At 65.4% G+C, this 13,983-nt stretch carries 12 protein-coding genes; all 12 read right to left on the reverse strand.

Annotation, left to right across the window (positions count from 1 at the left end):
- Nucleotide 1 precedes the first annotated feature (1 nt).
- Nucleotides 2–1,225, reverse strand: coding sequence for a P-type conjugative transfer protein TrbL (gene trbL / locus QW868_RS04120; protein ID WP_315750745.1), 1,224 nt, complete (start codon nt 1,223–1,225; stop codon nt 2–4).
- On the reverse strand, nt 1,222–1,536 hold the full coding sequence (trbK-alt, locus tag QW868_RS33520) for a putative entry exclusion protein TrbK-alt (RefSeq protein ID WP_409977820.1): 315 nt from the start codon (nt 1,534–1,536) through the stop codon (nt 1,222–1,224). The genes trbL and trbK-alt overlap by 4 nt, the downstream gene beginning before the upstream one ends.
- Nucleotides 1,536–2,273 (reverse strand): P-type conjugative transfer protein TrbJ, encoded by a 738-nt coding sequence (gene trbJ, locus QW868_RS04125; protein ID WP_315764440.1) that lies wholly within the window; start codon nt 2,271–2,273, stop codon nt 1,536–1,538. Before trbJ ends, trbK-alt begins: the two co-directional genes overlap by 1 nt.
- On the reverse strand, nt 2,270–4,714 hold the full coding sequence (gene trbE, locus QW868_RS04130) for a conjugal transfer protein TrbE (RefSeq protein ID WP_315750741.1): 2,445 nt from the start codon (nt 4,712–4,714) through the stop codon (nt 2,270–2,272). Before trbE ends, trbJ begins: the two co-directional genes overlap by 4 nt.
- 10 nt (nt 4,715–4,724) lie before the next feature.
- Nucleotides 4,725–5,006: a VirB3 family type IV secretion system protein gene (locus tag QW868_RS04135; protein WP_315750739.1), complete on the reverse strand. Its 282-nt coding sequence runs from the start codon at nt 5,004–5,006 to the stop codon at nt 4,725–4,727.
- Nucleotides 5,006–5,335 (reverse strand): TrbC/VirB2 family protein, encoded by a 330-nt coding sequence (locus tag QW868_RS04140; protein WP_315750737.1) that lies wholly within the window; start codon nt 5,333–5,335, stop codon nt 5,006–5,008. Before QW868_RS04140 ends, QW868_RS04135 begins: the two co-directional genes overlap by 1 nt.
- Nucleotides 5,332–6,312 carry a P-type conjugative transfer ATPase TrbB gene (gene trbB, locus QW868_RS04145; RefSeq protein WP_315750735.1) on the reverse strand — a complete coding sequence of 327 codons (981 nt, stop codon included), beginning with the start codon at nt 6,310–6,312 and terminating at the stop codon, nt 5,332–5,334. The genes QW868_RS04140 and trbB overlap by 4 nt, the downstream gene beginning before the upstream one ends.
- Before the next feature lie 140 nt (nt 6,313–6,452).
- Nucleotides 6,453–6,893: a CopG family transcriptional regulator gene (locus QW868_RS04150; protein WP_315750733.1), complete on the reverse strand. Its 441-nt coding sequence runs from the start codon at nt 6,891–6,893 to the stop codon at nt 6,453–6,455.
- A gap of 12 nt (nt 6,894–6,905) precedes the next feature.
- Nucleotides 6,906–8,909 (reverse strand): conjugal transfer protein TraG, encoded by a 2,004-nt coding sequence (locus QW868_RS04155; RefSeq protein ID WP_315750731.1) that lies wholly within the window; start codon nt 8,907–8,909, stop codon nt 6,906–6,908.
- Between the two features lie 157 nt (nt 8,910–9,066).
- The gene (locus tag QW868_RS04160; RefSeq protein WP_316229978.1) at nt 9,067–10,878 is read right to left on the reverse strand and encodes an MFS transporter; all 1,812 of its coding nucleotides are present in this window, start codon (nt 10,876–10,878) and stop codon (nt 9,067–9,069) included.
- 85 nt (nt 10,879–10,963) lie between these two features.
- A complete protein-coding gene (locus QW868_RS04165) occupies nt 10,964–11,902 on the reverse strand; it encodes an alpha/beta hydrolase (RefSeq protein WP_315764449.1) in 939 nt (312 codons plus the stop codon).
- A gap of 156 nt (nt 11,903–12,058) precedes the next feature.
- Nucleotides 12,059–13,810, reverse strand: coding sequence for a relaxase/mobilization nuclease domain-containing protein (locus QW868_RS04170; RefSeq protein ID WP_315764452.1), 1,752 nt, complete (start codon nt 13,808–13,810; stop codon nt 12,059–12,061).
- Between the last annotated feature and the right edge of the window lie 173 nt (nt 13,811–13,983).

The raw sequence follows: 13,983 nt of genomic DNA on the forward strand, positions 1-13,983 counted from the left end.
GTCATGGTTTGTCCTCCGAGAGATCGACGGAGCTGCCCTGCCCGCCTTGTCCGGCGCCGCGCACGGCCTGCGTCGCCGCCGAGGTGCCCTGACCGATGGTCCGCCCTGCCTTCAGCTGCTCGGCCCATCGCGGCGAGCCCGATGCGGAACCCCCGCGATCCGCCGAAGCTGCGGACGAAGGGCCGCCCGCGTTGGCCGCAGCGGCCTGTCGCAATGGACTGGCGGCGGAAGCCTCCGACGGGGATGGCTCTCCGCCACCACGCAGCGCTCGGACAACTCCGCCGCCCAGCGCTGACGCGCCTCGACCGCTACCGGTCGCCGCCGCACTGGCAAGACCGGCACTGCCAGCGATGAGCCCGGCGCCGGCAACAGCGAGACCGCCGGCAGCGAGCCCCGCGCCTGCTGCCGATGCGGCGCCGAGCTGCGGTCCGCCGGAGACGAGTCCGTTTGCGATGCCAGGACCGAAAATGCCGAGGCCGAGCAACGCCAGTGCGCCGAGCACGAGCGTCATTGCGCTTTCGATGGTCGGCGGATCACCGTTGCCGGGCGAGATCAGCTGCGAGAACTGGGTCGAGCCGATGCCAACGATCACGGCGAGCACCAGGACCTTGATGCCGGAGGACATGACATTGCCGAGCACGCGCTCCGCGGCAAAGGCCGTCTTGCCGAACAGTCCGAACGGAATGAGGACAAAGCCGGCAAGCGTCGTCAGCTTGAACTCGATCAGGGTGACGAAGAGCTGGATTGCCAGGATGAAGAAGGCGAGCAGCACCACGATCCAGGCAAACAGCAAAACCGCGATCTGGACGAAGTTCTCGAAGAAGCTCACATAGCCCATGAGATTGGCGGTGGCCTGCAGCATCGGTCGTCCGGCATCGAGGCCGACCTGCGCGATCTTACCCGGACGCAGGAAGTCGGCGACCGACAGCGCGGAGCCCGACGCCTTCAGACCGAGTCCGGCAAAGCTCTCGAAGACGATCCGGGCGAGGCTGTTCCAGTTGCCGATCAAATAGGCGAAAACGCCGACGAACAAGGTTTTCTTCACAAGGCGTGCGATGACATCGTCGTCGCGGCCCCAGACCCAGAATAAGGCAGCGAGGGTGAGATCGATCGCAGCAAGCGTCGTCGCCAGCGTGCCGACATCGCCGCTGACGAGACCGAAGCCGGAGTCGATGGTGCGGGTGAACGTCTCCAGAAACTGATCGATGATTCCTGTCCCGGTCATCGTGTCCGCTCCACAGATCCGGGCGCCGGCGAAGGCGAGCCACTGCTCGGTGTGGCCGGCAAGACACGACCGAAGAAGCGGCGGCGGCCCTCCGACCACATCCCGCGGCAATCGGCGAACGCTTCAGCCTGCTCTGGTCGAACGGCGCGGCAGCGCGTGAGACTCATCTCCAGCGCATTGGACTTTGGAGCCGGCTGCCGCGTCTCCGCATCCTGCCCACTCCGCAGCGGGATCGTGCAGGCGGAAAGAATAGCGAGCGTGGCAACTGCCACAGCGATCAGCCTTGGCCATTTGATATGATTTCTCTGCATCAATGGAACATCTGTACGTTGGAGGGCTGGTAGCCTTGACCCGGCGTCAGGAAGCGCTTGAGCTGCTCGCGCCCCTGATCCTGAGCGGCGGCGCGCTGCGCGGCGTCCAACATCGCGGCCCGGCCCTGCGCGGCCACGCTCGCGGTGAGATCGGCCAATTGCTGAGCCTGCAGCGCAAGGATCTGGTTGCCGGCCTGGGTGACCTGCAGAGCCCCGCTCGCGCCTTGGCTGGCCGCGACCAGCGCCGACGACTGGGTCTTGACCGTGTCGAGATTGCCAACGACGCCGGCCTGCACCCTCAAGGCATCCTGCAGCGCCGCCACTGAAGTCTGCCAGCGCGCCTGCGCATTGCTTATCAGCGCCTCGCTCGATTGGCTGCTGCTCGCCGGCGCATAGGTGGTCGCGAACGCCTTGTCGATCTGCTGCACATCATAGGCGAGGCGCTGGGCCTCCTTGAGCAGCTGCTGAGTGCGCTGGATCGACTGCTGCAGCTGCGCCAGCGACGAATACGGCAGGCTCGCAAGGTTCTTCGCCTGGTTGATTAGCATCTGCGCCTGATTCTGCAGCGAGATGATTTGATTGTTGATCTGCTGCAGCTCGCGCGCGGCGGTCAGGACGTTCTGGGCATAATTGTTCGCATCGAACACGACCAGTTGCGCCGACGACATGGAGGTCGACGCCGCCCAGATGACGATCGCCGCCGCAGCGCCGCGGGAGAGACGACGAAGATCCGTCATACGCGGACCTCCCGGCCATTCAGATGGGGAATGAGGTCGATCGCCCAGGACACGCCGCGATGGGTGAGCCAGCCGGCAAGGAAACCATCCTGTCCGTGCTCGGCGAGCACACGCGTCATGTCGGCCTGGTCAGTCTTGGAAGACGCCGCGATCAGCGCCAGCGCGACCTCACCGAGACCGAGCTCGAACAGCCGGTTGCCGCGCCGCGACTGACAGTAATAGTCCCGCTTCGGCGTGGCGCGGACCAGGATCTCGATCTGGCGGTCGTTCAGCCCGAACCGTCGATAGACAGCAGTGATCTGCGGCTCGAGCGCGCGCTCGTTCGGCAGCAACAACCGGGTCGGGCAGCTCTCGATGATGGCGGGTGCGATCTTTGATCCATCGATATCGGACAGCGACTGCGTGGCGAACACGACGGACGCGTTCTTCTTGCGCAGCGTCTTCAGCCATTCCCGGAGCTGGCCGGCAAAGCCGTCGTCGTCGAGCGCGAGCCAGCCTTCGTCGACGATCAGGAGCGTCGGGCGGCCGTCGAGCTGGCCTTCGATGCGGTGGAAAAGATAGGAGAGCACGGCAGGCGCTGCCGCCGTGCCGATCAGACCTTCGGTCTCGAACGCCTGCACGGACGCACCACCGAGCCGCTCTGCGTCGGCATCGAGCAGCCGGCCATAAGGGCCGCCACCGAGGCAAGAGGGTTGTAGCGCCCGCTTCAGCGCATTGGACTGCAGCAGGATCGACAGGCCCGTCAGTGTCCGCTCAGACACGGGCGCCGACGCCAGCGAGGTCAGCGCCGACCACAGATGATCCCTCACCTCGGGCGTGATGCTGATCTGCTCGCGCGAGAGCATCGCCGCGATCCAGTCGGCTGCCCAGCCGCGCTCTGTCACATCGTCAATGGCGGCAAGCGGCTGCAGCGCGACGGCTTCCGATGCCTCGTCCGACAAGGCACCACCGAGATCATGCCAGTCACCGCCCATGGCGAGCGCGGCCGCGCGGATCGAGCCCCCGAAATCGAAGGCGAACACCTGGGAGCCAGGATAACGGCGGAACTGCATCGCCATCAACGCCAGCAGCACCGACTTGCCAGCACCGGTCGGGCCGACCACGAGCGTATGCCCGACGTCTCCGACATGCAGCGAGAACCTGAACGGCGTCGAGCCCTCGGTGCGCGCCACGAACAGCGGCGGCGCACCGAGATGCTGATCGCGCTGCGGGCCGGCCCAGACCGCCGACAGCGGGATCATATGGGCCATGTTCAGGGTCGAGACCGGCGGCTGGCGCACATTGGCGTAGACGTGCCCGGGCAACGACCCCAGCCAGGCCTCGACCGCATTGACCGTCTCGAGCATGCAGGTGAAGTCGCGGCCCTGGATCACCTTCTCGGCGAGCCGCAATCGTTCATCAGCAATGCGCGGATCCTCATCCCAGACCGTGATGGTCGCGGTGACCAAGGCCTCCCCGATCAGATCCGAGCCGAGATCCTGAAGTGCCGCATCTGCGTCGAGCGCCTTGTTGTGGGCATCGGTGTCGACCAGGGCAGCGGCCTCGTTGGTCACGACCTCCTTGAGGAGAGCGGCAATCGACTTGCGCTTGGCGAACCACTGCCGCCGGATCCTGGTCAGCAGCCTGGTCGCGTCGCTCTTGTCGATCATGATCGCCCGGGTCGACCAGCGATAGGGAAACGCCAGCGCGTTGAGCTCGTCGAGAATGCCGGGCGTCGTGGCGGTCGGGAAGCCGACGATCGTCAGTACCCGCAGGTGAGCGTCGCCCAGCCGTGGCTCGAGGCCTCCGGTCAGAGGTTGATCGGCCAACAGCGCATCGAGATGGACCGGGATTTCGGGGACGCGGACGCGCTGCAGCTTGGTCGAGATGGTCGCATGCAGATAGGTCAGCGTCTCCTCGTCGTCGAGCCACCGGCACTCTGGCATGAAGCCATCGAGCAGTTGCAGGATGCGATCCGTGCGGTCGGCGAAACCACGCAGGATCTCGTGGGCATCACTCCCCTCGCCTTGCGCGCGTCCCTCATACAGCCAGCGCTCGGCGCGCGAGGCATCTTCGGACGGCGGCAGATATACGAAGGTCAGGAAATAGTTCGACTCGAAATGCGCGCCTTGCGCCTGGAACTGCGCCCGGCGCTCGGCCTCCACCAGCGCGGAGGCGGGATCAGGGAATTGGCTCGCGGGATAGAGCTGAGACGGATACCTGAAGGCCTCGACGAATAGCGCCCAGCCAGAGCCCAACCTGCGGAGCGCATTGTTGAGCCGACCCGCGACCGCCACGAGCTCGGCCGGCACCGCCGAGTCCAGATCCGGCCCCCGAAATCGGGCGCTCCGCTGTAGCGAGCCATCCTTATTGAGGACGATGCCATGATCGACCAGAGCGGCCCACGGCAGATAATCGGACAGGCGCGCATTGCTGTTGCGATATTCGCGCAAGTTCATCATGGCTTGCTCCTCACACATTGAGATGACCGGGAATGCGCAGGTGCCGGCGCACGACCTCGACGAAGTCCGGATCGCGTTTGGCGGCCCACACCGCCACGCCGTGCCCGATCGCCCAGAACAGAAGCCCCGCGATCCAGAGCCGCAGCCCCAAGCCAAGCGCCGCAGCGAGCGTGCCGTTGAGAATGGCGATGGCGCGCGGCGCACCGCCGAGCAGGATCGGCTCGGTCAACGAGCGGCGCACGGCGATCGCAAAGCCGGGAAACGGCTGATCGGCATAGAGCGGAGCCTCCATCAGATCACTGCTCCGCCACCGAACGAGAAGAACGCCAGGAAGAAACTCGAGGCCGCAAAGGCGATCGAGAGCCCGAAGACGATCTGGATCAGCCGGCGGAATCCTCCCGACGTATCGCCGAAAGCGAGCGTCAGGCCCGTGCTGATGATGATGATCACCGCCAGAATCTTTGCCACCGGCCCCTGGACCGAGAGCAGGATCTGATTGAGCGGCTGCTCCCATGGCATGTTGGAGCCGGCGGCGCAGGCCGGGCTTGTCGTAAAGCTGGCGAGCGTCACAGCCGCGGACGCCACCGCCCAAAGAGCCGAAGAACCAGAGCGTTGCTTCATGGCTGTTCTCCTGACGCGGGTGCGAGCTGGGTGAGCTGATAGTCGCCGCGGGCATTCAGTCCATCGACGCGGGCGAGCTCGACCAGGCGCCGGTCGGCGCCGCGGCCGGCGAGCACGGCGATCAGCTGGATGGTCTCGGCGATCAGAGCACGCGGCACGGTGACCACGGCTTCCTGGATCAGTTGCTCCAGGCGCCTGAGCGCGCCGATCGCGGAGCCCGCATGGATGGTGCCGATCCCGCCAGGATGACCGGTCCCCCAAGCCTTGAGGAGATCCAGCGCCTCGGGGCCCCTGACTTCGCCGATCGGGATGCGATCGGGCCGTAGCCGCAACGCGGACCGCACGAGGTCCGTCAGGCTGGCAACACGGTCCTTGGTCCGAAGCGACACGAGATTGGGCGCTGCGCATTGCAGCTCCCGCGTATCCTCGATCAGCACCACGCGATCTTTCGTTCCTGCAACTTCCGCCAGCAGCGCATTCGTCAGCGTGGTCTTGCCAGTCGAGGTGCCCCCTGCGACGAGGATGTTGCTGCGCGCGGCCACCGCTGTTCGCAACTGCTTGGCCTGCTCTTCCGTAATGATGGCGGCTGCGACGTAATCCGCGAGCGTGAACACGGCGACCGCGGGCTTGCGAATGGCAAACACCGGCGCGGTCACGACCGGCGGCAGCAGACCTTCGAAACGTTCGCCGGTCTCCGGCAGCTCGGCCGAGACACGCGGCGCTCCGGCATGAACCTCGCTGCCGACATGATGCGCGACCAGACGCACAATGCGTTCGCCGTCGGCGGGCGAGAGCGTCTCACCCGTTGCAGTCAGACCCGAAGCGAGACGATCGACCCAGAGCCGGCCATCCGGGTTGAGCATCACCTCGATGACGGCGGGATCATCGAGCCAGTCTGCGATGGCAGGCCCCAGCGCCGTGCGCAACATTCGCGCGCCGCGCGAGCTCGCCTCCGTTCGCCATGAATGAACCGCCATGATCACCCCCGTGACCGGCGACGGCGCCTCGCGCGTCGTCCACAGCGATGATCAGAAGCGGCAACCGGCAGAGCTCCGCAATGCGCTCACTAAGGACATCGCGTTCTGGCGTAGAAAGAGAAACGAATGGCGAAATGGGGTCAGGACGAGCGGCTGGACTCGTCGGATTGCGTCTCTCTGGCCGCGACATCCTGAGATATCTCGGCGGCAAGTGTCTGCCCTTTGGCTAACCGCCGTCCAAGAGCCTCGACGAAACCCTCATAGCGCTCGCGGCCTTTGGCCTGCGCGGCCGTTTGAGCCGTATCCGGCAGCGGCGGGGTCACGGTCAGCCAGAACCGCACGAACAGCGCGAGCGCCTCGTTGGCGATCGTCACGTGACGCTCGAGCCGCTCCACCTGCCGGCTCAGCCGGTCGAGACGCCGCCCTAGCGCTGCCTCCATCCGCTCGGCATTGTCAGGCGACAGATAGGACGTCAGCGCGGTCTCGACGACGAGCGCCTGCGGCACACGCTTGCGGCTGGCGTAATCAGCGAGCTGACCTGCGAGGTCTGGGGGCAGCCGAAAGGTGTGCTTGGTGCGCATCATGAGCCTCCTTTACAGACCAAGGCCATCGTCCGGGTCCAGCGCCGCCTGTCGCGGCAAGCCACGAAGCTGGTCACGGAGCACGCTGTTGCGCACCGTCTCAGCATCCACGTCTCGGTCTTCAAAGTTGAACTCCTGCGCAGGCCGCGCTTGCTCCGGCACGATCTCCTCCTGCTCGGCAAGCTCCGGCTCCCTCCGGACCCCGGCATTCGCGGCGTCACCGGCTGCACTCAGCGCAGGCGGCCTCCCCTGCTCTCTTGCTGCGATCGTCCGAGCGATCGGCGGCAGCCTGCTCCAGTCGTCCGCCAACATGCCGTCGTCTTGGTCCGTCAAAACCGGATCGGGAGGTGGCAACCCCCGATCGACCAGCCGCGGATCTGCGAAATACCGGGCCTTCTTGCCGCGGATCGGCGGAACACCGGAGACCAGCACCAGCTCATCATCACCGGGCAGCTGCATCACCTCTCCCGGCGTGAGCAAAGGACGCGCCGTCTCCTGGCGTGAGACCATGAGATGTCCGAGCCAGGGGCTCAGTCGATGGCCCGCATAATTCTTCATCGCCCGCATCTCGGTCGCGGTCCCCAGCGCGTCCGACACACGCTTGGCGGTACGCTCGTCATTGGTCGCAAACGACACCCGCACATGACAGTTATCGAGGATCGCGTTGTTGGCCCCGTAGGCCTTCTCGATCTGATTGAGCGATTGCGCGATCAGAAAGCTCTTCAGCCCGTAGCCGGCCATGAACGCGAGCGCGGACTCGAAGAAATCGAGCCGGCCGAGTGCCGGGAATTCGTCGAGCATCAGAAGCAGCCGGTGGCGTCGCTCGCGGGCCTGCAGATCCTCAGTGAGGCGGCGGCCGATCTGGTTGAGGATCAGCCGCACCAGCGGCTTGGTCCGGCTGATGTCGGAGGGCGGGACCACGAGATAGAGCGTGGTCGGCCGCTCGCCTGCGACGAGATCACGGATCCGCCAGTCGCAACGGCGCGTCACCTGCGCCACGACAGGATCACGGTACAATCCGAGAAACGACATCGCAGTCGAGAGCACGCCTGAGCGTTCGTTCTCGCTCTTATTCAGAAGCTCACGGGCAGCGGATGCGATCACGGGATGCGGCCCGGCGTCCCCCAGATGCGCTGATGTCATCATCGCGCGCAGGGTGACATCGATCGGCCGCCTCGGATCGGAGAGGAAGTTGGCGACCCCCGCCAGAGTCTTGTCCGGCTCTGCGTAGAGCACGTGGAGGATGGCCCCGACAAGCAGCGCGTGGCTCGTCTTCTCCCAATGATTGCGCCGCTCCAGCGAGCCTTCGGGATCGACCAGGACGTCGGCGACGTTCTGGACGTCGCGGACCTCCCACTCCCCTCGCCTCACCTCGAGCAGCGGATTGTAAGCTGCCGATCGCGCATTGGTCGGATCGAACAGCAGCACCCGGCCATGCCGCGCGCGAAAGCCCGCCGTCAGCTGCCAATTCTCGCCCTTGATATCGTGAACGATGCAACTGCCCGACCACGTCAGCAAGGTCGGCACCACCAAGCCAACGCCCTTGCCCGAGCGGGTCGGCGCAAAGCACAGCACATGCTCCGGACCGTCATGACGAAGATAGCGATCCGCGTGCCGTCCCAGCACCACGCCGTCCGCTCCTAGCAACCCGGCCGCAGAGATCTCCTTCAGCGTCGCCCATCGCGCAGACCCATAAGTGAAGACATCGGCGGGCTCGCGCGCCCGCCACACCGACATGCCGAACGCAACCGCGATCGACGCCACACCGCCGAACGCCGCAATCAGTCCTCCCTCGGCAAACACCTCGGGCGCATAGGCATCATACGCGAACCACCACCAGAGGAACGCAGGCGGGAGATAGACAGGCATGCCCCGCGCCAGCTCGAACCACGGCGGCCCAAGCTGCGGTTGATACCCTAGCCGCCACGCCGTCCACTGTGTTGCGGCCCACATCGTGACAAGCACGATCGCGACGACCGCTGTGATCTGCCCCCAGAGGATTCTCGTGCCAGGCATGAGGGCAGGTCAGACGGCCGGAACGCCGGGCGAAAGCGGTCCCGAACAGTCGGTAAACGTCAGCCTCGTTCGACGTATGAATCGACGCTCGGCAGGCGAAGACTGCAGCAGACCGGCCCTTGGCAACACCTCGTGCAAAAGGTCTCTCCCAATCCTGTCAAGCACGCCGCAGATCCCGCTCAACGAATTGTTGGTACTCCTCCCGGCCCTCAGCGCTTGCCCGGGACGGAAGCGTGAACCAGATCGCAGCCGCGATCTGGAGAGCGACATTCACGCCGAAAGCTGCCTGGTACGCGATTGCTGGATAGTGACCGCTGACCGCCGGCCAGAGCTGGACCACGAGCCCCGTCAAGCATTGCAAGGCGAACGCGCCTCCGATGTGGAACACGTTGAGCGCCGCATTCGCTCGTCCAGCGATCTCCTTCGGAAAGTACTCTGCCAAGACGGCGTAGCTCAGCACGGTCGCCGCACCGACGGACGCAATGAACACCCAGGAGATGCACGATGGCAGCGGCAGGCGCACGATCAGCGCCGATTGCGCGGCGATGAACAGGATCGCAACGGACGACAATAACTGACCAGGCCCGATGCCCCGACGACGCAACCGATCGGCGACAACGCCAAGCACGAGCGCGCCAAGACTCAAGGCAACCGCCATCATCAAAAGGTTCTGCAGCAAAGCCGGTCGGCTGAGGCTATCGACATCGTTGAACCATGATGCAGCCCAAAGCCCCTGTAGCGACCAGGCCGTCCCGATGCAGGTGGCCGAGAGCGGCGCCAGCCGCCAGAAGCGAGGGTCAGCGTAAATGGTCTTCAGGCCGACCTTGGACGCACCTGAAGCAGATGGCGACGCCGGCACGACCTTGGGCACAATCAGAAAGATCAGCAGCGAGCAGCCAAGCGATCCGAGCGCAAGCAGATTAAACAATCCACGCCAGCCGATCGAGGCGACCAGCCAGTCCGCCGGCAGCGTGGCGGTGACGGCTCCCGATGCTGCCATCATGACCATAAGGCCATTGAGCAACGGCACCCGCTCGCCCGGAAACCAAAGCAACAGTGCCTTCAGGCCGGAGGTCATAGCGGCAGCAACGCCGAGGCCGATCAGGGCGCGGCCGGCAAGGAGGAGCAGGAAGTGATCCGAGACCGCAAACAGCGCCGCGCCAGCGGCCGCGGCCAACAGCACCGCACTCTGAACGAGCCGTGGACCATATCGATCCAGGAGAATGCCAATCGGGATCTGGGCTACCGCGAAGGTCAGGAAGTAGACCGACGTCAACAGACCGAGATGGCCGGCGCTGAGGCCGAATTCGGCGGCGAGCGAGCCTGCGATCGTCGCATTGATGGTCCGGAACAGAAACGACAGATAGTAGGCGCCAACGAATGGCAGAAACACCCTGAGGGTCAGCTGCCACATGGACATTTGACCTGTGGCCGCCTGGCGCGGCATCGCATGAGCCTGCAAATCGTCTACCGGACGCGTGACATCGCGATCAGCGGCAGCCGATCCCGCGCTGGTTTGCGAGCGCGCCGTGTCCTCGGAAGCGTCTTCCGGCGCGCTCTGGACCACCGCATTGAGCCGTTCCAGCGTCTCCCCAATCAAAGAGCGACCCTGATGAACGCGGCCGGAGACCTGCGCCGCAAATTCGTCGAAGCGTTCGGCTCCCCGCTGGCAGGCTTCGTGCAAGGCAGCAGCCGGGAGGCGTGGAGTCATGGCAAACTGAAAACGCGCCTGCAGCGCGACAGCCTCGGTGACGAGCCTGACATCAGCCCCCAGTTGCTCCAGCTGCCGGTTCATGGTGCCGATACAATCGCGCACGGACTCTCCGTCGTCTTCGCCGGGACCCAGATAGCGATCGAGAGCGGCTTCTACGAGCGCTGACCTCGACTGGCCCGGGCGTTGAACCGCAACGGCGACGGCCAAGCGTGCTGCTACGTCCTGGGAGAGATAAACGCCGATCCTGTATTTCATCGCGTCACGCCTGCACAACTAAACGGAATCAAAGGATGGGCAGCTACGTCCGCACGCTGCCCGCGAGCCGGTCGACGGCTCTGCGCTATCGGCGCTGCGCCACAGGGACTGCGGGACCAGCCTGCTCGGCGTCGAGATTCCGGGGACGCGGTTTGGATGTGGGATAGCCGTGACGCCAGCAGCCGCGCTCGACGGCATCGAAGAACCCTTGGACTTGCGCATTGAAGGCGGCAGGCTCTTCCAGATTGATGGTGTGACCCGTGTTCGGACAGATCCAAAGGCCGGCATCGGGCAGGCATGCCTTCAGCATCAGGTTGGTGTCGACACAGGGCGTGTCCTCGTCACCGACAGCGAGCAACACCGGGATCGCCAATGTCGCCAAGCTGTCCCTGGAGTCGTACAGCGACGGACGCAACATCTGATAGCGCACCATGGTCGTCGACAGTCCCCGTGCGGACAACCGCCCGAGCCGGTCCGCGAACTCCCGCCATGCCCGGGGATTCTTGTGCTTGAGCTGAATGCGCGTCGGACTGTGCGCGATCCTGTCCGCCGTCACATCCAGACCGCGATCGATGAACGACCGCGCCAGCGTCGATGTCTGCTTCAGCCATTGCTCGCGCTGCGACGGCGAACAGCCCGATCCGGCGGCTGCGGCAACGATGGCAGTGGCCCTTCCCGGGTATCGCAGTCCGAACTGCAGGGCGGCATAGGCGCCCATGCTGGCCCCGACCAGATGAGCTCGGTCGAGCCCAAGTCCGCGCATCACCGCATCGATATCGCCGACGGCATGGTCCCAGCCGTACAGCGCGGCATCCTCAGGAACATCGCTGGGCGGGTAGCCCCTTGCGTTATAGACGATGCAGCGATGGCTTTTCGCGAAGTGACGGACCTGCAGATCCCAGCTTCGCAAGTCGGAGCCGAACTCGTGAGCAAAGATGATCGGACGGCCCTGGCCGGTTTCCTCGACATAGAGCTTGACCCCGCCGGCATCGACATACGGCATCGCGATCGTCCCCCGTTGCATATCCGCGCTCGTGGGACGAAGGAACCGACGAGATACAAGCGAGGCAATGCCTCAACGATACTCGTCGTAGTCTTGCGCAGAATCTCGCGGAATAACCGGGGTGTCTAAGCCTCCCTGGTGGTCAGCCCCATGCCATTTCGATTTTCTCAGAGGCGATCAGAGGCCGAGGCCGAGCTTGCGTCCAAAACTCCAGCTCACGCCGCCGCCGCTGATGGCGATCCCGCGCACCTCGCGCCCGAGTTGCTGTTCAAGTGCCGGACGCCAAGGCACGAGCTGAAAGCCGAGCCCGTCATCGATCATGGCGAAGCGACCGGACGCCAGGGTCACGCGCTGACGGTAGATGCCCGCGATGGGATCGCCTTCGCCGATCGGCCGGTAGGCCAGCGACGTCTCGGCCGAGAGCCTGGATGCGGCGGCATTCAGTTCGCGCTGGCGCAAGGTGGTGAGCAGATCGCGCGCGAACACGACCTGCTGCCCTTGCCGACGAGCGAGACCCTCAGCAGCCAGATGATCGATCCGGCGTTCCATGGCGGTCCGGACGTCCGCCGCAAACCCGCCGGCAGCAGCAACAGGCTCGCGCGCCAGCAATTGCCGATCGAGCCATGTCGCACCATCCGCGCTCACCTGGGCGTCGAGTGCGAGATCAGATCGTGTCGCGAGCGACAGCCGCTTGCGCCCCTGCGCATCGTCATACACGCGCGCCTCGACGATCGCTCCCAGCTGAGCATCGCCGGTCAGCTCAAGATCGGCGAATCTGAGATGGTGGGTTCGGCCATCGACGCCGTCGACGATGGCATAGGCCGAGCCCTTGAGCTCGTCATGGAGACCACGCGCCACTAGGCGACCGAGCACCGGATCGGCCGGCTGATCACCATGCAGCGCAAAGCCCGCGACGTCGGGCTCCCGGCCGAAGCCCGCGATGGCCCGGTGCATGGTTTTGATGATATCGCCGCGGAGCGCAAGATCGCGCAACGTCTCCTCCAGACCCGGCTTCAGCGTCCAACGTCCCGGCGCAATCTGCTCCGCCAGACCAAGACGTTCCAGCCGGGCCGCCCTGCCGGTCATCAGCCTTCGCAGCTCCGGATCTTCGCCGCGGGCCACTGGGCGAAGATCCGCGACGCCAGCTCCCTCATCGGCCACAGCGCGAAGCGTGCGATCGAGCCCGGTCCAGTGCTCGGCATCGACCTCGCGTTCCAGAGCCGACTTGATCTCGTGCTCGCTGCGCGGCCCGAGCTCAAGACCGACGCGCTCCGCTGCCCGCTCGCGAAATCCGCGGCTGATATAGTCGCGGCTGATGACGAGGTCCCGGCCGTCATCGCTCCGGCCGCGCACGAGAACATGGACGTGCGGATTGTCCGTGTTCCAATGGTCGACCGCGATCCACTCCAGCCGCGTCCCGAGATCACGCTCGGCATCGCGCATCAGCTCGCGCGTGAAGGCACGCAGGTCCTGCATGTCAGCGGCATCCTCCGGCGAGACAATGAAGCGGAAATGATGCCGGTCGCCCTCAACGCCAGCAGCGAACGCCCGCTCATCAGCTAGGTCCGATCGCGCATCGAACATTTTGGCATCCGCGCCGTCGCGCGTGACGCCCTCACGCTTGAGATAACTCACATGCTTGCCAAGCGGCGCCGACCGGAACTTTGTCCCGCGATGCCGGACCACGCGCGCCTTGATCACGACCCGGCGCGTCGGCGAGCGCAGCGACAATGCCAGCGCAGCAGACCGGCCCCGCCCGAACCGCGCACCGGCCCCTCGTCCCTCACGACCAAAGCCTTTGCCGGTATGGCCGGCCTTCCGAGCGGCGCGCATGACCTGGCCAACAAAGGTCTTCGGCTTGGCCGGGCCACGGCCGCCGTTCTTGATCCGACCGGGACGAACGCGGAAGTCGCTCTCGTCCCGGCTCATGTCGACCTCGGCGAGAAGCCGACTTGGCCGATGGCGCTCGCTTGATTGATTTGCCGACGCTTTCGCGGGGAAGCGCCAGCCGGCCTGATCTGGATCACGTCTGAAACACGAATCCAACCAACCACATGCGCCCGACAGCCGTCGGCGCTTTTATCTCGCCATCCCTGGCTGAG

It is taken from the genome of Bradyrhizobium sp. SZCCHNR1051, from assembly GCF_032489615.1.
Taxonomy (GTDB): Bacteria; Pseudomonadota; Alphaproteobacteria; order Rhizobiales; family Xanthobacteraceae; genus Bradyrhizobium.

What these genes read in the sequence shown, in the direction of transcription:
- QW868_RS04165 (WP_315764449.1), bottom strand. Translation starts at nt 11,902, where the DNA reads ATGCAACGGGGGACGATCGCGATGCCGTATGTCGATGCCGGCGGGGTC.
- trbL (WP_315750745.1), bottom strand. Translation starts at nt 1,225, where the DNA reads ATGACCGGGACAGGAATCATCGATCAGTTTCTGGAGACGTTCACCCGC.
- QW868_RS04170 (WP_315764452.1), bottom strand. Translation starts at nt 13,810, where the DNA reads ATGAGCCGGGACGAGAGCGACTTCCGCGTTCGTCCCGGTCGGATCAAG.
- QW868_RS04160 (WP_316229978.1), bottom strand. Translation starts at nt 10,878, where the DNA reads ATGAAATACAGGATCGGCGTTTATCTCTCCCAGGACGTAGCAGCACGC.
- trbE (WP_315750741.1), bottom strand. Translation starts at nt 4,714, where the DNA reads ATGATGAACTTGCGCGAATATCGCAACAGCAATGCGCGCCTGTCCGAT.
- QW868_RS04150 (WP_315750733.1), bottom strand. Translation starts at nt 6,893, where the DNA reads ATGCGCACCAAGCACACCTTTCGGCTGCCCCCAGACCTCGCAGGTCAG.
- trbK-alt (WP_409977820.1), bottom strand. Translation starts at nt 1,536, where the DNA reads ATGCAGAGAAATCATATCAAATGGCCAAGGCTGATCGCTGTGGCAGTT.
- QW868_RS04140 (WP_315750737.1), bottom strand. Translation starts at nt 5,335, where the DNA reads ATGAAGCAACGCTCTGGTTCTTCGGCTCTTTGGGCGGTGGCGTCCGCG.
- QW868_RS04155 (WP_315750731.1), bottom strand. Translation starts at nt 8,909, where the DNA reads ATGCCTGGCACGAGAATCCTCTGGGGGCAGATCACAGCGGTCGTCGCG.
- trbB (WP_315750735.1), bottom strand. Translation starts at nt 6,312, where the DNA reads ATGGCGGTTCATTCATGGCGAACGGAGGCGAGCTCGCGCGGCGCGCGA.
- trbJ (WP_315764440.1), bottom strand. Translation starts at nt 2,273, where the DNA reads ATGACGGATCTTCGTCGTCTCTCCCGCGGCGCTGCGGCGGCGATCGTC.
- QW868_RS04135 (WP_315750739.1), bottom strand. Translation starts at nt 5,006, where the DNA reads ATGGAGGCTCCGCTCTATGCCGATCAGCCGTTTCCCGGCTTTGCGATC.